This window comes from Mammaliicoccus sp. RAM2 (assembly GCF_045897195.1).
GTDB lineage: Bacteria > Bacillota > Bacilli > Staphylococcales > Staphylococcaceae > Mammaliicoccus > Mammaliicoccus sciuri.
Genome location: NZ_JBJNWI010000006.1, coordinates 59002 through 81570 on the forward strand (window position 1 = coordinate 59002; position 22569 = coordinate 81570).

The 22569-nt window shown below is 31.9% G+C and carries 19 protein-coding genes; 4 read left to right on the forward strand and 15 right to left on the reverse strand.

What is annotated here, in order from left to right:
• Positions 1–7: 7 nt before the first annotated feature.
• On the reverse strand, positions 8–1462 hold the full coding sequence (locus ACJTHF_RS10000; RefSeq protein ID WP_048541601.1) for a CoA-acylating methylmalonate-semialdehyde dehydrogenase: 1455 nt from the start codon (positions 1460–1462) through the stop codon (positions 8–10).
• A gap of 205 nt (positions 1463–1667) precedes the next feature.
• Here ACJTHF_RS10000 and ACJTHF_RS10005 point away from each other — a divergent pair, with 205 nt between their 5' ends.
• The gene (locus ACJTHF_RS10005) at positions 1668–2423 is read left to right on the forward strand and encodes a DeoR/GlpR family DNA-binding transcription regulator (RefSeq protein ID WP_158259724.1); all 756 of its coding nucleotides are present in this window, start codon (positions 1668–1670) and stop codon (positions 2421–2423) included.
• Positions 2424–2600: 177 nt separating this feature from the next.
• Here ACJTHF_RS10005 and ACJTHF_RS10010 read toward each other — a convergent pair whose 3' ends face one another.
• From ACJTHF_RS10010 to ACJTHF_RS10065, 12 genes are all read right to left on the reverse strand, one after another.
• Entirely contained in the window at positions 2601–3866 is a 1266-nt protein-coding gene (locus ACJTHF_RS10010) for a Gfo/Idh/MocA family protein (RefSeq protein ID WP_153653633.1), read from the reverse strand.
• 188 nt (positions 3867–4054) lie between these two features.
• On the reverse strand, positions 4055–5545 hold the full coding sequence (nagE, locus tag ACJTHF_RS10015) for an N-acetylglucosamine-specific PTS transporter subunit IIBC (protein ID WP_106417671.1): 1491 nt from the start codon (positions 5543–5545) through the stop codon (positions 4055–4057).
• A 215-nt stretch (positions 5546–5760) separates the two neighbouring features.
• Complete coding sequence (locus ACJTHF_RS10020; protein WP_058590797.1) at positions 5761–6117, reverse strand: zinc ribbon domain-containing protein YjdM; 357 nt, start codon at positions 6115–6117, stop codon at positions 5761–5763.
• A gap of 80 nt (positions 6118–6197) precedes the next feature.
• Positions 6198–6785 carry a DNA-binding protein gene (locus ACJTHF_RS10025; RefSeq protein WP_232156775.1) on the reverse strand — a complete coding sequence of 196 codons (588 nt, stop codon included), beginning with the start codon at positions 6783–6785 and terminating at the stop codon, positions 6198–6200.
• Positions 6786–6801: 16 nt separating this feature from the next.
• A complete protein-coding gene (locus ACJTHF_RS10030) occupies positions 6802–8394 on the reverse strand; it encodes an ABC transporter permease (protein WP_232156785.1) in 1593 nt (530 codons plus the stop codon).
• A 1-nt stretch (position 8395) separates the two neighbouring features.
• Positions 8396–9292, reverse strand: coding sequence for an ABC transporter ATP-binding protein (locus ACJTHF_RS10035; RefSeq protein WP_119469550.1), 897 nt, complete (start codon positions 9290–9292; stop codon positions 8396–8398).
• 1 nt (position 9293) lies between these two features.
• Complete coding sequence (locus ACJTHF_RS10040) at positions 9294–9935, reverse strand: TetR/AcrR family transcriptional regulator (protein ID WP_158258786.1); 642 nt, start codon at positions 9933–9935, stop codon at positions 9294–9296.
• A gap of 358 nt (positions 9936–10293) precedes the next feature.
• Positions 10294–12171 carry a BglG family transcription antiterminator gene (locus ACJTHF_RS10045; protein ID WP_058590802.1) on the reverse strand — a complete coding sequence of 626 codons (1878 nt, stop codon included), beginning with the start codon at positions 12169–12171 and terminating at the stop codon, positions 10294–10296.
• Between the two features lie 36 nt (positions 12172–12207).
• Entirely contained in the window at positions 12208–13590 is a 1383-nt protein-coding gene (locus ACJTHF_RS10050) for a glycoside hydrolase family 1 protein (protein ID WP_232156787.1), read from the reverse strand.
• Complete coding sequence (locus tag ACJTHF_RS10055) at positions 13587–13901, reverse strand: PTS lactose/cellobiose transporter subunit IIA (RefSeq protein ID WP_058590804.1); 315 nt, start codon at positions 13899–13901, stop codon at positions 13587–13589. Before ACJTHF_RS10055 ends, ACJTHF_RS10050 begins: the two co-directional genes overlap by 4 nt.
• Positions 13902–13923: 22 nt before the next feature.
• The gene (celB, locus tag ACJTHF_RS10060; RefSeq protein ID WP_048541576.1) at positions 13924–15204 is read right to left on the reverse strand and encodes a PTS cellobiose transporter subunit IIC; all 1281 of its coding nucleotides are present in this window, start codon (positions 15202–15204) and stop codon (positions 13924–13926) included.
• 9 nt (positions 15205–15213) lie between these two features.
• On the reverse strand, positions 15214–15528 hold the full coding sequence (locus tag ACJTHF_RS10065; RefSeq protein WP_232156789.1) for a PTS sugar transporter subunit IIB: 315 nt from the start codon (positions 15526–15528) through the stop codon (positions 15214–15216).
• 207 nt (positions 15529–15735) lie between these two features.
• Here ACJTHF_RS10065 and ACJTHF_RS10070 point away from each other — a divergent pair, with 207 nt between their 5' ends.
• The 3 genes from ACJTHF_RS10070 to ACJTHF_RS10080 all read left to right on the forward strand — a co-directional run bounded on the left by ACJTHF_RS10070 (position 15736) and on the right by ACJTHF_RS10080 (position 19724).
• A complete protein-coding gene (locus ACJTHF_RS10070) occupies positions 15736–17100 on the forward strand; it encodes an amino acid permease (protein ID WP_058590805.1) in 1365 nt (454 codons plus the stop codon).
• 219 nt (positions 17101–17319) lie between these two features.
• Positions 17320–18489: a hypothetical protein gene (locus ACJTHF_RS10075; RefSeq protein WP_058590806.1), complete on the forward strand. Its 1170-nt coding sequence runs from the start codon at positions 17320–17322 to the stop codon at positions 18487–18489.
• A 17-nt stretch (positions 18490–18506) separates the two neighbouring features.
• Positions 18507–19724, forward strand: a complete 1218-nt coding sequence (locus tag ACJTHF_RS10080; RefSeq protein ID WP_058590807.1) for a metal-dependent hydrolase family protein — start codon at positions 18507–18509, stop codon at positions 19722–19724.
• Positions 19725–19806: 82 nt separating this feature from the next.
• Here the strand turns inward: ACJTHF_RS10080 and ACJTHF_RS10085 are convergent, their stop codons facing one another.
• Together ACJTHF_RS10085 and ACJTHF_RS10090 are read right to left on the reverse strand one after the other, a co-directional pair.
• Positions 19807–21186, reverse strand: coding sequence for an NAD-dependent succinate-semialdehyde dehydrogenase (locus tag ACJTHF_RS10085; RefSeq protein ID WP_232156791.1), 1380 nt, complete (start codon positions 21184–21186; stop codon positions 19807–19809).
• A complete protein-coding gene (locus ACJTHF_RS10090) occupies positions 21149–22540 on the reverse strand; it encodes an APC family permease (protein ID WP_025904436.1) in 1392 nt (463 codons plus the stop codon). The genes ACJTHF_RS10085 and ACJTHF_RS10090 overlap by 38 nt, the downstream gene beginning before the upstream one ends.
• Positions 22541–22569: the final 29 nt, after the last annotated feature.

A 22569-nucleotide genomic window follows, 5' to 3' on the forward strand; every position in this document is an offset into this window, starting at 1 on the left:
TCACTCCTTAAAATTGTGGATTACCATGTCTAGCAGTTACTACCTTACGGTGTGTATAGAAATCAATACTATCTTTACCGTTCGCATGTAATGAACCATAGAATGATGATTTCCATCCAGAGAATGGGAAGATTGCCATTGGTGCTGGTACACCTAAATTAATACCTAACATACCTGCATCAATATACTCTCTGAAGTATCTAATGGATGATGCGCTGTCTGTAAATAAACATGCACCGTTCGCAAATTCAGATTGATTCGCTAATTGAATGCCTTCTTTTAAATCTTTTACTTTAACAAGTGATAACACCGGTGCGAATATTTCATCTTGCCATAGTTTCATATCAGTTGTAACATCTTCGAAAATAGTCGGTTTTACGAAGAAACCATCTTTGTTGTTGTCTTCTCTACCATCTAATACAAGTTTGGCACCTTCTTCGACACCTTGATCAACGTAATTTAATGTACGTTCAACATTTTCTTCTCTAATGACTGGACCTAAGAAAACATTATCTTCTAAGCCATTTCCGATAACGATATCCTTAGAAGCTTGTACAAGCTTTTCTTTAAATTCGTCATAAACGCCTTCTTGAACAGCTACTACTGCTGCTGCCATACAACGTTCACCTGCTGATCCAAATGCTGCACCAATTACATCTTTAACGGCGCCATCAATATTTGCATCATTTAAAATGATTGTATGGTTTTTAGCACCTGTTAAACATTGCGCACGTTTTAAGTTTTCAGTCGCTTTTTTATAAACATATTCACCTACTGGTTTAGAACCAACGAACGATACAGCTTTAATATGTTCATTTTCACAAATACCATTCACAACATCATGTGCACCATGTACAACATTGAATACACCTTTAGGGAAACCTGCTTCTTCAATTAACTCTGCAAGTTTATTAACAAGTAATGGTGTCTTTTCAGAAGGTTTAATCACAAATGTATTACCTAATGAGATTGCCATTGGGAACATCCAGCAAGGCACCATCATTGGGAAGTTAAATGGTGTAATACCGCCTACAACACCAACTGGATATCTATAACTTGTTCCTTCTATATTTGTTGCGATACTTGAAAGTGAGTCACCCATCATTAAAGATGGTGTCCCTGCAGCAAATTCAACATTCTCAATACCTCTTTGTACTTCTCCTAAAGCTTCTGTCGTATTCTTACCATTTTCTTTCGTAATAATTTCAGCTAATACTTCTCTATTGTCTGTTAATAATTGTTGAAGTTTGAATAAAAGTCGAGCACGTTTAGGCACAGCAACTTCTTTCCATTCTTGAAACGCTTCATGTGCAATTTTTGCCGCTTCATCTAATTCTTCTCTTGTTGAAACAGGTACTTTAGCAATCACTTCTTTAGTAGCTGGATTGTATACATCTATTGTTTCCTTACTTTTTGACGCTTGCCATTGTCCGTTAACGTAATTCTTTAAGATTTCTACCATTTACATATCCTCCAGTTATAAATATTAAAGTAACCGCTTTCATAATCTTTTAAAAAAATGAGTATATATTGATTAACTATTGGTTACTTATTGAGATAATATTATAATAATGAGTATAATATGTCAACTTTTGAGTAACTTATTTTTTTTATAGTTGTTATATAAGTAAATTTTGGGTATATTGTAAGAAATGGGGGAATCGTATATGAAATCTAAACGAATTTATGAAATAGAATCTTTCATAAAAAAAAACAAAACGGCTTCAATTGATGAATTGAAGGATATATTTAATGTATCTGTAAATACAATAAGGCGTGATATCAATCTTTTAGTAGATATGAATGTAGTTAAAAAAGTTTATGGTGGGATTGAAGTTATCGAAGATGAATATAAAGCAGTTGATTATCAAAAAAGGAATGTGGAGAATTATCAATCAAAAAAACACATTGGTAAATTAGCAGCTGCACATATCGAAACTAACGATATTATTTATATTGATACAGGAACAACAACAATACATGTATTAGATTATGTCGACAAAAAATTATCATTTACAATTATTACAAACAGTCTTGATATCATGAATAAAGCTTCACAATTTGAAAATGTAACTTTATTTATAATTGGCGAGAAATACAAACCACGTACTCGATCATTTATAGGTATAGATTCTAATATTTTATTGAATAAATTTAATATCAATAAATGCTTTATGGCAGCTACTGGTGTCAATATTCCAAATGGTCTAACTAACTCAGAGATGGAAGAAAACTTAATCAAACAACTTATAACAAAAAAAGCACGGCAAACATATGTGTTAGCTGATAATAGTAAGATAGGACATTCAACATTACTAACATACTGCAATCTAAGTGACGTAGACAAAATAATTACAAATAAAATACTCCCAGAAGAAATACAACAATTCTGTGATGAAAATGATATTAAGGTATTATTTTAGTTAATAAATTTAACATGTGTTGATTCGTGCGCTAACGATCTTGTTTCGGTTTCTTGGACGTTAGAATTTCTAACTATCTTGTTTTCGACTCTTGATCGTTAGCACTACTTTTTACGCATGAAAAAAAGACGTGATACTGCTATTTTCTAATGGTATCAAGTCTTTATTTATCTTATATTATGATGTTAAGGCTATTTCATTATAGAATTCGTCTATATTTATGGATTGGCCGTGGTTAAGTCTTGATTCTTCTGCTGCAAATGCCATTAAGTGACTGATTAAGGATTTACTTGCTATGGATTTAGATACATTTTGATCAGAGCTATTAATTGCATCTATAAAGTCATTTATAATACCTTCGTCTCCTCCACCATGTCCACTGCTCACTTCTGGGAATTTGACGATTTTTTCTTCTCTTGTTAAAAAGTCAAATATGCTTATTTCATTTGTTTCCATATTTCCTCTTATTTCACCTTTAGTTCCCATTATTTGAACAATTCTTGTTTGTTCTCTTGTAAATGCGCTCATACTAAATGTGGCTGTTGCGCCATTTTCAAATTCCATATTCACAACTTGATGATCTACTACGTCATTATCTGATTGGAAGACACATTTCCCATAATCCGTATGATTCAATCTTTCTATGATCGCTTCGTTAGAATTTTCTTCTGTAAATTTCATCGCCCATCCTCTACCGATACCTAAATAATACCTTCCAGCATGAAATGGACATTCATTTTCTACTGGGCATCCGTCTAGACATCTTAATGGTGCGCCTTCTGGTTTGTTTGCTTCATTAAAATACATCAATGAACCAAAGGAATTGATTCTTTTACAATCTTGATCCATGATATAACTGATAATATCCATGTCATGGCAAGATTTAGCTAATATCATCGGACTTGATTGTTCTTTACTTTTCCAATTACCTCTTACAAAACTATGTGACATATGCATATATTCTACATTTTCATTAAGTTGAATAGATGCAATCTGACCAATATCTCCATTTTGAACGATAGATTTTATCCTACTCCAGAATGGTGTATATCTTAATACGTGACAAATCGTTAATGTTCTATCCATTTCTTTCGCCTTTTCTACCATTCTAATACACTCTTCAGGACTAGGAGACATCGGTTTTTCAAGCAACACGTGATATCCTAAATCTAATGCTTTCATAGTCGGTTCAAAATGCGCTTTATCTTGTGTACATATGATTGCTATATCAGCTTCTGGCTTTAAGTCCAATAATGCTTTCCAAGACGCTTGTACATATTGTTCATCTAAACTATGATGACTACTTATGCCCTCTCTTCTTTCTTTAACAGGTTCCGCTACCCCAATTAATTTAATTTTATGAGGCAAAGACTTTATCAAATTCGCATAAACTCTTCCCCCTCGATCACCTGCACCTAACAAAATCGCTTTTTTTATACCCATTGAATCGTCCCCCTTTATCATTCAATAGTTTCATATTACTACTATAAAAGTAAAAAATCACACATTTACCATTATTTTTTGTTCATATTTGTTCAAAATTGTTATTATTAATAAAATTAAAGATAAAAAAACAGTAGGCATTCAAATTATAAAATGAATGTCTACTGTTTAACTATTGATATATTCAATTACTGACCTTGATTTTGTTGCATTTGCATGAGTTCATCTGCTGTAAATTGTACATCAGTTCCAATAATAATTTGGATATTTTTATCACTAATCACTTTGTTTCCTAATGCGCCAGATTGTTTGATTTTATCTTGATCAACAACACTTGTATCTTTTAATGTTAGACGTAGTCTTGTTGCACAGTGATCGATAACTTCTATATTATCATTACCACCAATTGCTTCATATATAAGCTTTGTCTTATTAGATACTTTCACACCGCTATTGTTTGTTGAAGTACCTGCTTCATCTTCTTCAAGACTAGGATCTTGCTTCGCCGCTTCTTCCATTAAGCCATCTCTACCTGGTGTCTTAAGGTTAAATGTACGAATCGCAAAATCAAATACGACAAAGTATACGACACCCATAATTAAACCAAGTACGAGTAACATTAATGGTTTATTAGCAATTGGAATACTTAAACTTAATAAATAATCTATTAATCCTGCACTAAATGTAAATCCTGCAGTCCAATGGAATGTTGCTGCTATAAATAATGAAATACCCGTTAATAACGCGTGAATACCAAATAACATTGGTGCTGCTACTAAGAATGAGAATTCTAATGGTTCTGTAATCCCAGTTACGAATGAAGCAATCGCTGCTGTAACCATTAAAGAACCTACTACTTTTCTATTACGCTTCTCAGCATTTTTCCAAATCGCTAATGCTGCAGCTGGCAAACCAAACATCATAATTGGGAATAATCCTGCTTGGTAACGACCTGTTATACCCGCTTCACCTTTACTAGACCAGAAGTTTGCAATATCATTAATACCCGCAATATCAAACCAGAATACTTGGTTTAATGCGTGATGCAATCCAAATGGTAATAATAAACGGTTAAAGAATCCATATAACCCGGCACCAAGAGGTCCAAGTTTAGAAATCATTTCACCAAATGACACTAAGCCGTTATATACTGGCGGCCAAATAAACATAAGTGCGATAGAAATGACTAACATTGCCGCTGCTGATAATATCGGCACAAGACGTTTACCACTAAAGAAAGCAAACGCTGTTGGTAATTTCGTATCTTTAAATCTATTGTAAATTGCTGCTGTAACTAAACCACAAATAATCCCGATAAACACATTACTAATACCAGTAAATGCGATATCAACTTTATCCTCAGCAATATGCAATACTTTCGCCATTGCTTCTGGCTTTAGTACTTGTGTAACCACTAAAAATGATACAAGCCCACTAAGTGCTGCTGCACCATTTTTATCTTTAGACATACCGAATGCTAAACCTACTGCAAATAGTATTGGTAAATTATTAATAACTGCTAAACCACCATTTGCTAAAAAGTTTGCAATGCTATTTCCTTCCCCGTTAATTGCACCTGAATCAATAAAAGATGCGATACCTAAAAGTAACCCAGCTACCGGTAAAATCGAAATAGGTAGCATTAGAGACTGAGCAAATTTTTGCATATAAGCCTTCATATTTTTCTCCCCTTATATAATTGTTGAAAACGTAATCTCTATTACATATTTACCACAAAAAACATTTGATGTATATAACGAATTAATATTTCAAAAACTTAAAATAATCAATTAATTATTTTAAATTAAAAATAATACACATCCCTTCTATATATTTTTCAACCTATTAAAAATTAAGAGCCTGCAACAATTTTCATGTTCAGACTCTTAAAAGCTTATTTATTCACTTTTTTAACAACTGATGACTTCAATCCTATTTGTCCAAAACCAGGTATTTTACAATCAATGTCGTGACCATCTTCTGGGTCCACTAATTTGATACCTTTAACTTTAGTACCTTGTTTAATAGAATTAGATGATCCTTTTACTTTTAAATCTTTAACGACCGTTACAGTATCTCCGTCATTTAATTCAACACCATTTACATCTTTAATAACAGTGTTTTCTTCATTTGATGCATCTTCATCATTTATAGGCCATTCATGATTACACATAGGACAAATATAAAGTTGTCCATCCTCGTAAGTATATTCTGAATCACATTTAGGGCAATTTGGTAATGTTGCTTCCATCTTTCAACCTCCGAAAGTTTATCATAACCTCTATAATTTATCACATTTTCATAAATACTGGTATTGGATTTTTCATAAATTTAAGGTTTCATGATGATATGTGACGTAATCTCTTTCACTTTAGCATCCTTTTTATGATTTTCAAATTCATACATTTCAGCAAAATGAATTTCCTCACCAGAATTCAATATGATTGTGCCGTGCGTAGAAGCTTCTTTACCGTGCGTAAGCATTGATTTAATTTCGAGGCTGGATACTTTTTGCAAGTGCTCGTTAATTTCATCTAAAAATGCTTTTCTACCCTTTAATTCAAAAGAACCTGGTACTTTCCATACTAAATCATCTGTTAGCCATTCATTGAGATACTTTTCATCACCAACGAGTGAAGCAATCACAATATCTCTGATAATTCTTCTTTTTGGTGCATTATCACATTTTAAATCTCCTAGTACTGTGAATTTCACATTCTTTAAATCATCATCTAATTGACTAAATGCTAACCCTTGTTCTGAAAATGCTTCTTTCAAAATACTTATAGCTTTTGGTCCCATACCATGAAGTTTCGCCAAATTATGTTCATCTAATTGAGCAACCTGTTCTAACGTCGTAATATTGATCTTGTTCAAAGCATTTGTTGCTGGTTTCCCTATTTTCGGCAAATTTGTCATCCGAACACAGCTCCCTTTATGAAATGTCTTTTCGTTTAAACCCTATAAATCCAATTATGATAAGCACGACAGATAAGATGATTAATATACTTATACCCGAATAATTCATATCTTCAACAGGTATTTCAGGAATATGATGAAATGGCGTTATATCTTTTAACCAGTCTTTAATATTTAACAATTGTCCTAAGTAAACGACGAAAAATGTATAAGTTAAATATAAATAAACGATAAAGTGTCCTTTATTAAACCATCCTAAAAGTACAACACCGAGTGCTACGAAAGATATAATGGCAGGTATATGTACAATTCCTGACTTTATAATTGTCCAAAAACTAAATGGATCATGTAACACAGATGTTTGGGCAACATACAAACCGAATGCAGCTATAAAAATCATAAAGATAGCATTAAATAATGAAACAACTAAATAGCTACTCAACAACTTAATTCTTGAAATAGGTCGAGACATTATAAGTTCTATACGATGAGTATCTATTTCGTTTTTTATTTTGTATAAGCTTATCAGCGCAGGTATTGTTGATACTATAGCCATTATAATCATTAAAGTCGGTAAGAATGCTTCTATATAATGATCACTTTTGCCAGATACCATTTGCTGCAACATTTCGTTATCTTTAATAAAATCATCTAACTCACCAAATATTGATCCATATGAAGCGCCAAATACAAACATCCCTATTGCCCAGGAAATAAGCCCTACTTTATACAATTTAAGTTGTAAACCTAGTGGAGATAACCATATTTTATGTGCTGTTCTTTTACCTGGTTTAGAAGGCAGTAAGCCAGACTCTATATCCCTTCTAAAATAAAGTATCATCGCTATCATTAAGAAAATAATAGCCGTTATTAAAGTTATGACGATTGGCCACCAATTATTTTCAGAATAAGCAAACGTTCTTGTAATCCATCCTAGAGGTGAAACCATAGAAATATCTTCATTTATGACGTCACCAACAGCTCTCACTAAATAGCTTAAGAGCAATACTGTAATGCTATAGCCAGTAACACTACTACTTGTTTCAGTTAACTGTGAAAATATAGCTGTCATCATACCAAATAGAATCCCAATTGATCCTAATGAAACTGCATAAACAATTGAACCTTGCCAATCCACACTATTAATATTCATTAAAGGTAATATATTCATAATCAAAATGGTTATCATGATATTCACAATTATCATCTCAATAAGTGCACTTATGAGTGGCGATACTTTTCCAACTGGCAATGCTCGAATCATTTCAATACGACCTGCAGATTCATCTCCTCTAGTACTCTTTGAAACAAGTAAAATACTCATTATTGCACCGAGAATACTTGTAAATAGCAACATCTCGTGCGTAAATAAAACGCCAACTGATACATGTTCAAATTGTCCTGGTCCTAACATTGCTTCCATTGCAGGATTTTTAGAAGTTTCAACAATTGGTTGCATATCTGATTGGTGTGGATACATACTTTTAAATGTTGGTGGTATGATAACTGTTAAAACGACGATACCTAAAATCCAAAACAGCATTTTCCATTTATGTGTCTTAAGGTAAAATAACGTTAATTGTCCAACATCGTTAAAGAGATTATTCATATTACTCACCTCTTTCAATATTCACACCATAATGTCTCATAAATAAATCTTCTAAAGTAGGTGGCATACTTTCTAATTTCAGTAACTCAAATTGACTTAAATATTTAATAATATTAGAAACCTTCTCTGAATCCACTTGAAAATGATATATCTCTCCTTCTTTAGAAATATCATGTACACCATCTTGTTCGTCTAAATCTGTTAGAGCTTCTTTAGACTGAACGACGAAATGCATTCTTGTTAAATGTCTCAAATCATCCAACGTTCCCATTTCTACGATTTCACCTTTTCTAATAATGCCGACTCTGTCACATAATTTTTCTACTTCACTTAATATATGACTCGATAATAGAACACTTTTGCCCTCTTTTTTCTTTTCTAATACACATGCTTGGAATACTTGTTCCATTAAAGGATCCAATCCAGATGTCGGTTCATCTAATATAAGAAGTTGTGCATCTGTTGTAAATGCAGCGATAAGTGCAACTTTCTGTCTATTACCTTTAGAATATGACCCACATTTTTTAGTCGGATCTAAATCAAATTTTTTAATTAGTTCATCTCTTTTTTCATCATTTCGAGTCCCACTTAATTTCAAGAATAAATCTATCACTTCTCCACCTGTTAAGTTTGGCCACAAATTAACATCACCTGGAACATAGGCAATTTGTTTATGAATTCGAACTGCATCTTTCCAAGCATCTTTATCAAATGCCTCAATAGTACCTGAATCTGGTTTAAGCATGCCTAAAATTGCTTTAATGGTCGTAGATTTCCCAGAACCATTTGGACCGATAAACCCAAATATTTCTCCTTCTTCAACAGTGAAATTCACACCGTTTAAAGCTTTAAATTTACCAAACGTCTTCGTAATATTATTTACTTTTAACAATGTCATATTAATCACGATCCTTATAGAAGATTTTACGCATTTCCTTTATATATAAATCGAATTCATCATAAAATCTTTGATAATCATTCTGCTCGATCATTTGATGTGTTATTCGTGTCTTCATAGATTCTGCTAAACCGTCAATCGAGTACTTTATAATATTGATAGACATTTCAACATTTAAATTATTTTTAAAAAGATCCTTATCTAAATCTTCAAATAGTGCATTTTGAACTTTACTTTGTAATTGTTTAATATGTTGGTCTTGTTCTTCAGATATATAATGATGTTCAGATTCCTCCAGAACAATTTTCGTTAAAAACTTCGACATATGAGGATGAATCGTCATTAAATTAGATTTAATCTTCGCTTGTTTAACTAATCTATTAAAAACATCCTTCTCAGAAGTATCAATCTGTTTAAAATAATATTCCTCAATGAAATCTAATGAATAATCCACAAGAAATTTAAATAATCCTTTTTTATTTATAAAGTAATAAAAAAGCATCCCTTTACCAATACCAGCATTTTCAACAATACGATTCGTAGAACTTTGTTGATAGCCATAATTAGAGAACTCCATCAGCCCTGAATTGATTATTTTTTGACGCTTTTCTTCATCTAAATTATAGAATGCATCATTCATCATATACACCTTCCAAAACATATTAGACCAGTTTGGTCGACTACATCATAACGCTATCGACCATATTGGTCAATTATTGTTACTAAATAGAAAAGCCACCAATTCGCAAAATACGAATTGGTGGCTTATTTAGTACTTACAGCACTATGTACTGACCCCTTTGTTTGCATATAAAAATAAATCAAATTCAAATTAAAGACCTAAAGCTGTAATCAAATCTACGATTGGTTGTAAAATACTTGTTAACATAAGAAATCTCCTCCTTTGTTTAAGTTATTCTTATTCTATATCAAATAATTATAAGTCCAAAAAATGAGTAAAGTTACATTACAAGGTATGTAATATAACTTTACTCTTATATTTAAGGTGAAAATATTTTTTTAAAAGATTCTTTAGAATCTGCCTCTAATAGTTTTAATACTTTAGAATAATCATTTATTATTTCAGCAAGATTTTGATACACTTTTTCTAAATTAATCGTAGTATTCTTTTTCAATCCTAAACAAAAAATAATTTGTACTTCTTTATCTTCCCAAGCAATTGGTTTATCCATCGTTATTATATAAATAAAAGTTTGTTTAGCTAAAGGCATTAGTGGATGTGGAATAGCTACTAGGTTACCATAAGCTGTAGAAGCATGATATTCTCTTTCTTTTACACTATCGATAAAATTATTGTGAATTAAATTCTTATTTTTAAGTTGTTTACCTAAGTATTCCAACAACTCATCTTTACTGTTTATTTTTTTATTTAATTCAATAATTTCTATTAGTTCTTCTGAGTGTCGAGAATCTTTTAAATCTATATAACGTTGAATTTTGTCTGAGTCTAGCTGTGACATAATAGGGTTAACATAAAGTATTGGTAAACTGACATCATCATTTATTGGTACTGTTGAAATTATTAAATCTGAATGCTCAAGTTGAGCTCTATGAATATTGTATAATTCTATAATTTCAGTAATTTGAATTTGATTACCAAAATTTTGGATTAACTTATATTTAATTAATTGAGAACTCGTTAATCCAGAGTTACAAACTAGTATAACCTTTAACTTTTCTTTTTCATTTTCAATTCTATTGAGAGCCATTTCAAAGTGCAATGCTAAATAACCAACTTCACTTTCTGAAATTTGCACTTTCAAGTCTTTTTCAATCATTTTACTAGCCACTAAAGCAATATCAAATGCGAAGGGGTAATTTTTTTTGATTTCATTTAACATTGGATTTCTAATATTCATCTTGTATTTATATCTATTTATTGATGTACTCAAATGTAAATATAAATTTTTCTTAAGTGTATTATCCGTAATTAGGTCTAAATAAAAAATAAGTTTTATATGATCTAACATATGTGTAATCATACTATCAATAACATTATTTTTTTGTATCATATTACCTTCATTCATAATTCCAGTAGTAACAAAATGGATATATAAATAATCTTTTTCTTTTATAGGCAATGTCAAATCAAATCTTTTTTCAACAAACAGTATAAGTTCATCAAAAAATTGACTCAATTCATTTGTTAATGGAAGATCATCAATTTGGAATTGCTGTTCAACCATCAGTTGATTTTTGATTCGAACTATCGCAATGTTAATGTGTGTTACAAGATTATCAAGTTTAACTTCAGGTATCTCAATTTGGTATTTTCTAAGTAACTTCACAAGATATGACTTTACACTGGAAATATCATCTTCAGTAAATCCAATGTTTAAGTGCTGATTATTCAATAGAAACTCTGCTATTGCATATCTTATCTGAAATTCTTTACCAATTAACTTCATTCCATAATTTGGTCTACTGACTACTTCTATTTCATAACGAGCTAAAATTCTCTTCATTTCAATCATATCATTCTTTAAAGTTCCCACACTGACAAACAAGCTTTCACTCAGAGATTCTAATTTTGTATAATGATTATCAAGAAGTAATTTTTTCATGATAAATCTAATTCTGCTATCTTGATTATTGAAATTTAAGTTTTCATCTTTCAAAAAACGCTCATTTAAAAAATAATTAAACTTACCCTCATCAGTAATATTTAATTGATAGCCTTTCGATTTTTTTATAAAGATTACGAACCCATTTTCTTTACTCGTTTCATTGATAACCTTTATGTTTTCTCGAATAGTTTTAGACGAACACCCTAAAAGTTTGGCTATGGATATACTATTCATATATTCGTGCTGATGTTGATACAATATCTTTACTATATTGAGGTGTCTGGTTTCCATCACGCTCTCTCCTAGTAGTTCTGTATATATTTCAGATTAATCTGTAAAACCATTACTTGAAGAAACTTCTTTAAACCATCTTCCACTTTCTTTAATTGTTCTTTCCATTGTTTCAAGGTCAATAGAAACAAAACCATATCTATTTTTATATGCATTCATCCAAGACCAATTATCCATAAAAGTCCACATATGATATCCTCTACAATTTGCACCTTCTACTATAGCTTTATTCAACCATATTAAATGTGATTTCACAAAATCTATTCTATAGGTATCATTTATTTTACCATTTTCGATAAATCTCGATTCATTTTCAACACCCATACCATTTTCTGAAATAAAACTTTCAATATTACTGTAATTATCCTTCAAATTAGTCATAATATCATAAATCCCTTTAGGGTAAATTTCCCAACCACGATATGGATTCATCTTTCTACCTGGCATTTCATAATTTTCAAAGTAATATTCCGGGAAGAATGGAGAATTAGGATTTGGTAAAGTTTCTCTAGCTTTTACACGTCTAGGTTGATAATAATTCACGCCTAATAAATCTACTGTATAATTTTTTATAATTTCAAGGTCATCTTGTGTAAAAGTTGGTAATAGATCATGATGTTTTATAATATCTACTAATTGCTCTGGATAGTAGCCTTTTGTTACAGGATCTAAAAAACTTCTATTAAAAAATAAATCTGCAATTTCTGCGGCTTTTACATCTGCTTCGTTTTTACTTCTTGGGTAAGATGGTGTTAAATTTAGGATAATCCCAATTTTCCCATCATATCCTGATTCCTTATATTCTTTAATTACTTTAGCATTAGCAAGGATAGTATTATACGCAACCTGAAATCCTCTTTTAGCATCTACAATATTTGGATAATGGAAATTATATAAATATCCTCCTTCAACTGGTACTATTGGTTCATTAAATGTAAACCAATACTTAACTCGATCGGCAAATAACTCAAAGCACTTTCTCGAGTAATCTACATATCCTTCTACAACTTCAAGTGATTCAAAACCACCTTGTTTTTGCTTTTCATATGGCATATCAAAGTGATATAAATTCACAAAAGGTTCAATATTATTTTCAATTAAGCTATCTATAACTTTATTATAAAATTGAACTGCATCTTCATTAATTTTATTACTACTTTGATTTATTAAACGGGTCCAAGATATAGATAATCTAAATGAATTATGTCCTGTTTCCTTCATTAACTTAATATCTTCATCAAATTTATTATAAAAATCTGACGTTTTATTAGGACCAACATTTTCAAAAAATCGATTTGGTTCTTCTTCAAACCATTTATCCCAAATAGTTTGATCATTTATTGTTTTTGTACCTTCCGTTTGTGTTGCACTAGCTGCACTTCCCCACCAAAAGTCTTTTGGAAATTTATATTGAGTCATGATTTCATCTCCTTATATAGATCTATCATTTCATTCGCTAAATCCTTTACAGTAATTGCATTCATTAAATGATCTTGAGAATGTATTAATAACAAATTCAATTCACTTTCTGTTCCTTGCGCTTCATTTTGTAACAATTCAGTTTGAAATTTATGAGCTTTATTAATTTCTTGTTCCGCTTCTTTAATAAGACTTGTTGCTTCTTCAAAATTTCTTTCTTTTGCACATTGTATAGCCTCCATTGCACATGAACGCCCATTTCCTCCATATAAAATAATTTGAAAAGCTATCTCATTAATTGAGGTTGCCATTGTATATTCCTCCGTCCTTATACTATTTTTCTATTTCTTGCTTTAAATAGTTTTTATCTAATAATTTTAAAAATGGCCACCAAATAATAAATGTAATAATTAGATTTACAAGTTGTAATGCTGCACCTTGCCATGCATTACCAGTTGCTAAATATCCACTTATAAATATTGGAGTAGTCCAAGGTACGATAACGCCAGAAGGTTTCGGAACTATACCTGTATACATAGCTGAATAACTCACAATAGTTACAATCACTGGTGATATAATCCAAGGAATTATAACTAAAGGGTTCATTATGATAGGTAAACCAAATAGAATCGGTTCATTCACATTAAAAATGGATGCTGGTGTTCCTAATTTAGCAATTTCTTTATTTTGTTTACTTCTACAAATTAAGTAAATTGCAATTACGACCGCTATCGTTCCACCTGTTCCTCCCATACCAACTAAGAATGTATCTATAAATTGCTTTGTAATGATATTAGGTAACTCAATTCCTTTTTGGAATGCCTCAAAATTTTCATTATTTAATGAATACCATATTGGATCAAATACAGTGTTCACAATAATCTGGCCGTGCAATCCGAAGAACCAAAATATCTGAATAAATAAAACCGCAATAATTGTTGCAGGAAGTCCTTTACCTAAGGCAGTTAAAGGTTCTTGAACAATTGTATAGATTAAATCTTGTAATGTATTAAAAGGTGTTAAGGCAATTAAGATTCTTATTACCAAAAATATAGTTAAAGTAAATGCTACTGGTAACAGTGCACTAAATGATTTAGATACTTGGTCAGGTACACCTTTAGGCATTTTTATTGTTATTTCCTTCTTTGTAAAATAGCTATACAACTCTGAAGTAATTATAGAAACAATAATTCCTAAAAACATACCTTTAGCACCTAATATTTCTGTAGGAATAACGCCTTCAGTTTTACCTACAACTTGAGGTGTTAAAATAAGTACTGCACTTAATGCAGTTACAGCACCATATATTCCTTCTAACCCATTTCGCTCAGTTAACTTATATCCTATTCCCAATATTACAAAAAGACCCATTATTGATAATGTCGCTGCTGATGCTGGACCCACTGCATTTTGCCAAGCTGTATATTGACTTTCAGAAAGTAATTTATCTAAAAATGGAAAATTAGCAATTACAACAAATATAGAACCAAATATAATTAAAGGTAGTGCAATCATAAAGCCATCACGTAAAGAGGCTAAATACTTATTATTATTTAACTTATCTGCAATGGGCAGTAAAACATCTTCTAACTTATCCATAAAAGTGCTTTGCATTTTTATCACCTATTCCCCTAATAATTTTAATGCCTGCTTAAGAACGCCTTCTCCGTCAATTCTGCCATAACTTACAGAATCAATTGTTTCAATTGGTAATTCTAGACCTTTTTCTTCAGCTGCTTTCATAAATTTTTTCTTCATAAATCTCATTTGTGGTCCAATTAATAACACATCATACTCTTCTAAAGAATGAAATGCGTTATCACTAGACATTGCTTTGATATTCACTTTAATCCCATCCGCCTCTGCTGCTTCTTCCATCTTATTTACTAATAAACTTGTAGACATTCCCGCTGAACATGCTAATAAAATATTTTTCATCTTGATTTCCCCTTTCGAATATATTTTCATTATATTTTGGTTGCGCTTACATATCGATATAATCATTTTCCTCTACTAGTGGAACAGAAACATTTATTTATATTAATATGCAAAATACAAATAATCGTAGTATAATGCTTTTTATATTGTTTTATAAATCTTATTGTTTACATATGTTTTATTGTGTTTAAGGAGAGCGAATTAAAAATGGAAAATCATGAGTTACAAAGAAGTATGTCAAATCGGCATATTCAGTTAATTGCTATTGGTGGCGCGATTGGTACCGGTCTTTTTCTTGGGGCTGGTAAGAGTATTTCACTAGCGGGTCCATCTATTTTATTAGTTTATATTATTATTGGTTTTTTCTTATTTATTATGATGAGAGCTTTAGGGGAATTATTACTTTCAAATAGTAACTACAATTCTTTCATTGATATTGCTGAACATTATTTAGGTCCTTTATTCGGATTTTTAACTGGATGGACGTATTGGTTTTGTTGGGTTGCAACGGGAATAGCGGATATTACGGCTGTGGCTAAGTATATTCAGTTTTGGTATCCTGATGTTCCTGCATATGTTTCTGCAATTGCAACAGTTGTTATTCTATTAGGTTTAAATCTTATGACTGTTAAATTATTTGGTGAGGTCGAATTTTGGTTTGCACTCATTAAAATTATCGCCATTATATTATTAATTGTTATTGGTTTATGGATGATATTTAATGGCTTTAAATCTAGCACTGGTATTCAATCTGGATTTCATAATTTATATAGCCATAATGGTTTCTTCCCAAATGGTACTATGGGCTTCTTACTGGCATTCCAAATGGCGGTATTTAGCTTTGTAGGAATTGAACTTGTAGGTGTTACAGCTCGTGAGACGAAAGACCCTGAAAAGAATTTACCTAAAGCGGTTAATTCTATCGGTATTCGTATTTTAATTTTCTATGTATTAAGTTTATTAATCATTATGAGTATTACACCATGGAATAAAATTGATCCTGCTGAAAGTCCTTTTGTTAATTTATTTGTATTAGCTGGTATTCCAGCTGCTGCAGGTATTGTTAACTTTGTTGTGTTAACTTCAGCTGCAAGTGCTGCAAACAGTGGATTATTCAGTAATAGTCGTATGGTTTATGGTTTAGGTCAAACGGGTCATGCGCCTGAAGGGTTAAGCAAGACAAATAAACGTGGTGTACCTTATCCAGCATTGATATTCTCAGGTGTTGTATTATTCTTCGCTGCGATATTAAATTATTTTATACCAGATGACGTATTTACACTCGTTACGACATTAGCTACGATATTCTTTATTTTTATTTGGTCTATCATTTTAATTTGTTATATCAAATTTAGAAAAGAAGACAAATCTTTACACGAAAAATCTAAATTCAAAAATCCATTCGGTGTGATTGGATCATATCTTGCATTAATATTCTTTGTATTTGTATTAGTTATTTTGTTCTTTGCAAATGATACACGTACAGCATTAATGTACTCACCTTTATGGATTGTACTATTGCTTGTTGTTTATTATATAAATCGTCGCAAGCATTCTACTTCAAATGAATAAATTTTAAAAACAGTAAACATCGTCATATGACATGTTTACTGTTTTTTATTGAATAAATGTAATATACCATAGAATAATATTTAAATTCTTGTTATATATTGAATGCAATTAATAGTGTAATATTTATCTATATATTCTAAATTTTTAGAAAATACTATTAACTTCTTGATTTAGATATGCTAAAGTTTGACTATTAACTTTAAAAAGGAGGGAATGCTAATGGTTAGTGAACCGCTTATTTCAGCAACAATACTATTCGCATTAATCGTTCTCGGGGAAATTATTTCTTATCTTACAAAGGCTCGTGTACCAATGCTATTAACAGCAATGGTCAGTTACTTGCTTTTATCTTGGGCAGGCGTCTTACCTGAAAAGATATTAGATAATGCCATTTTACCTTCGCTAGGCGCGCTTATTATTGCACCTGTTATCATGCATATGGGTACAATGATGCCGCTTCATATACTTAAATCACAATGGAAAGCAGTTGTTATATCAATATTAGGTATATTGGGTTCTACAACCTTAATATTAGTCTTCGTTACACTCCTATTTGATTTTCGTACTGCTGCTTCAGGTGTTGGACCTATTGCTGGAGGTATCGTCGCGCTGCTCATCACAGTCGAAAAGCTTCAAGATTTAGGATTAGCCAATCTCATTGTTTTACCCGCTATCGTGCAAGCACTTCAAGGCGTTATTGGTATGCCATTAAGTTCTATCCTTATGAAGAGCTATTCAAAATATTACTTAGCAAATAGACATACAGACAAAAATGTCGCTAATATTTCTAACAAAAATGAACCTAAGAAAGAAACGATATTTAATAAGAATCCGTTACTTCAAAACAATGTTATCAGACTCTTTATTATGTTCTTCTTAGCAAGTATTGCCTTCATGATTGGTGAAGTAACAGGCATTCATTTCACACTAGTCAGTTTATTATTTGGTGTTATCGGATTGAAAATTGGATTGTTTGAACAAAAAGAACTGGAACGTAATCAATCATTCACAATTATGATGGTTATTATCATTTTAATCGTTATCGGTTCTATGGGCGGCATTAAACCACATGATTTATGGGAATTCTTACCTGCTATTTTATCTATTCTTGTTATAGGTACAATTGGTATTTTAATTGGCGGATTTATCGGTGCTAAATTAATTGGTTGGAAACCAACTAAAGCATTGCCAGTTGCTTTAACCGCATTATATGGTTTCCCGGGTGATTTTATTTTATGTGAAGAAGTCAGTCGATCTGTTACTGATAATGAGGAAGACAGAGAAGATGTATTTAATGAGTTATTAAGCCCGATGATTATTGGTGGGTTTACAACAGTTACAGTTGCATCTGTTATTTTAACATCTATATTAATGAACTTTATTAAGTAATTGAGGAGGACATAGATATGATTATAAAAAACATCAATTTAATAGACGGTACTGGAAAAGACATTCAACGAGGTATTGATATAAAAGTTGAAAATCATGTCATTTCTGAAATTGGTAGTAATTTAAATGGCGACAATATAATAGAAGGAAATGGTCAATATCTATTACCAGGTATAATCGATAGTCATGTACATGTTATGTTGGAAATGGAACCTTTAGAAAGAAGATTATCTACACCTTTTTCATATAACTTCTACAAAGCAATTAATCATTTAAAACGAACAGTTGATGCAGGTGTTACAACCGTTCGAGATGCTTTAGGAGCAGATTTAGGTTTAAAAGAAGCTGTGAATGATGGTTTAATACTCGGACCGCGTTTACAAATAAGTGTCAACGCATTAACCATTACAGGTGGTCATGGGGACAGTTATACTAAATCCGGTATACAACTCCCTATTTTGCAAGATGGCTATCCTGGTTTACCGAGTGGTATATGTGATGGTGTGAATGAAGTCCGTAAAAAAGCACGCGAAATGTTAAGAGCTGGTGCTGATGTATTAAAAGTACATGCAACAGGTGGTGTAACAAGTGCAACTGACCATCCAGATTATACGCAATTCTCATTAGAAGAATTAAAAGTCATTGTAGAAGAAGCGCAATTTAGAAATAATCGAAAAGTTATGGCACATGCTCAAGGGTTGCAAGGTGTTAAACAATGTATAGAAGCAGGCATTCACTCAATTGAGCATGGTATATATTTAGATGATGAAGCTGTTCAATTAATGAAAGAAAAAGAAATGTACCTCGTACCTACATTACTCGCACCACTTTCCGTTATAGAGTTCGCTGAAGAATTAGGTATGAGTGAAAATTCTATTAAGAAATCTAAACAAGTCATGCAAGACCATATTGATAGCTTTAAGAAAGCACATCAAGCTGGTGTAAAAATAGCAATGGGTACAGATGCAGGTGTATTCAAACATGGAACTAATTTAAGAGAATTAGAGCTTATGGTTGAACACGGCATGACAGAAATGGAAGCTATTGTTTCGTCTACTAAGACAGCTGCTGAATGTTTAGGTTATGACGACGACTTAGGTACAATTGAAGTCGGCAAGAAAGCAGACTTCATTATACTAGATCAAAATCCTTTAGAAGACATCAAAGTATTAAGAGACCCAAATAAAATTAAAGTCGTTTCAATAGATGGCAAAATTGTCAAAGACATTAGATAATATCATAGCATTTAAAGTGTATTCTAGAAATAGATACATATGAGAACCCCCTAAAAGTGGTCACTTTTAGGGGGTTCATTTATTACATATTACCGATTGATAAATATTTAGTTTCTAAATAAGGTTCAATACCTTCGATACCACCTTCACGGCCATATCCACTTTCTTTAAATCCTCCAAATGGCGCATGCGCTGCTGATGGCGCACCATCATTCCAACCTATCACACCGAAATCAAGCTTCTTATAAATATCAAAGCCTGTACGATAGTCATTCGTGAAGAAATAAGCGGCTAAACCATATTCTGTATCATTGGCAACTTTAATAATGTCATCTAAGTCTTCGTATGCCATGACTGCAGCGATTGGTCCGAATGTTTCTTCATGCATCACTTTCATATCAAGATTTGCTTGTCTGATAACGACTGGCTTTAAGAAATTTCCACCTAATTTTAATTGTTCTAATGGTAATGACAATTCTCCACCATGATGTACGGCATCTTCAATTTGGTCGATGACTTTATCTACAGCTTGTTGATTAATGAGTGGACCCATTTCAACACCCTCTTCTAAGCCATTTCCTACATTTAATGCATTTACTTTTTCAGTTAAACGTTCTGTATAAGCTTGTTCTATATCTTGATGTACATAAATTCTATTTGCACTTATACAAGTTTGTCCTGAATTTCTAAATTTAGTCGCGATTGTTTGATCAACTGCTAGTTCAATATCTGCATCTTTATGAACAATAACTGGTGCTAATCCACCTAATTCCATCGTGACATTTTTAACTGTATTTGCAGAATCTTTTATTAAATGTTTACCTACTGGTGTAGATCCTGTGAATGTTATCTTCTGTATAATTGGACTTTCAGTAAATATTCTACCTGCGTCTTTACCACTTAATACAACATATTGAATGGCATCTTCAGGGATACCCGCTTCATGTGCCAATTCAACCATTCTTATCGTCGTTAGTGGTGTTTCTAAAGCCGGTTTACAAACAATTGTACAACCTGCTGCTAATGCTGGCGCCATTTTTCTCGCAATCATTGCTGCTGGGAAATTCCAAGGAGTAATTGCACCAACAACACCTACTGGGAACGGATCAGTGATAATTTTTTTACCTTTTTGATTAGCAGGTATAGTCTTACCATAAATACGTTTTGCTTCTTCTTGATACCATTGAATGTAACTATTTGCGTAAGCAACTTCGCCTAATGCTTCTTTATAAGGTTTACCGTTCTCTAGAGTAATTAATTCTGCTAATTCTTCTTTATATTTATCAATTAATTGATACCATTTTAATAAAAGTGATGAACGTTCATGAGCGTCTTTTTCACGCCATGATTCATATGCAACTTGTGCTTTATCAATTTGTTGAATTGCTTCTTCTTCAGAAGTATAAGGAATCGTCTTAACGACTTCATTCGTTGCTGGATTGTATACTTTTAGCTGTTTCAAATACTTCATCCCCTTTTGATTTTGTTAAATATAAGACTGCTGCTATGCCATACCATACGAATACAATAATCCATTCATGTGGCCAAATAAGTGATGACGGCATTCCTGGTAAATAGATTGCGATAAACGCAATACTTAAAATTACAGCAATCCAACCAACTACTTTACCACTTTTAATACGATATGGTCTTTCTAAATTAGGTTCACTTTTTCTTAATTTCAAAAATGCACATGCAACTAATAAGTAACCTAATACAACACCGATGCCACCAGCATCAACAATCCATACTAATGCAGGACGACCTAATAAAGGTGCAACAAATGCTAAAACACCAAGGAATATAATACCGTGTGTTGGTGTTTTGTATTTAGGGTGAATGTATGCAAACCACTTAGGAATCATATTATTTTTCGCCATCGCATATAAAATACGACTACCACCGATAATAAATGCATTCCAACTTGTGATAATACCAGCAATCCCACCTAATACGAGTAATATACCAAATCCACTTGATCCAAATAAATTCACCATTGCATCTGCCGTTGCTAATTCACTTGTACTTAATTGACTTGGTGTTAAACCAGTTGCAACACCAAACACAATTAATAAATAGAAGATAACTGATGCTATAATAGAGATAACTAAAATACCACCTATTTTTTTAGAAGGTGCTTTTACTTCTTCAGCTATTTGTGGAATAACATCGAAACCTACAAATAGGAATGGAATCATGATTAGAACAGACATTGTTCCACCTACACCACCATTAAACAATGGTTTAAGATGTGTAAAGTCACCATTGAAACCAGCACCAAAGAATAATAATAAACCTACGCCAACAATAAATATTGTAAACACAGTTTGCATAACTGCAGCAGGTTTAACGCCAAAGTAGTTTAATGATGTTAATATAACACTACCTATAGAACCGATGAGTACCCAAGTTAAGTAAACATCCCAGCCAGCTAAATTCCATAATAAACCAGAATGTTCAAATGGTATGACATAGTCAATAACAGTTGGCAATGCGACTGCTTCAAAAGTAATAACAGATACATAACCAAATAATACTGACCAACCAGATATAAATGCTACGCCAGGACTAAATGCTTTCTTAACGAATACAAATCCGCCACCTGTTTCAGGAATTGCAGAGGCAAGCTCTGCGTATGTTAATCCAATAAAAATTACTAATAATCCACCAATTACAAATGCGATAATACTACCTAGAAATCCTGCTTGTGAAATCCATTCTCCCGAAAGAACAACCCAGCCCCATCCAAGCATGGCGCCAATCGCGAGAAATAGTACGTCTGCTATGTTCATTGATTTATTAAATTGAGAATTCATAATTATACCCCATTTTTATTAGTCAAATT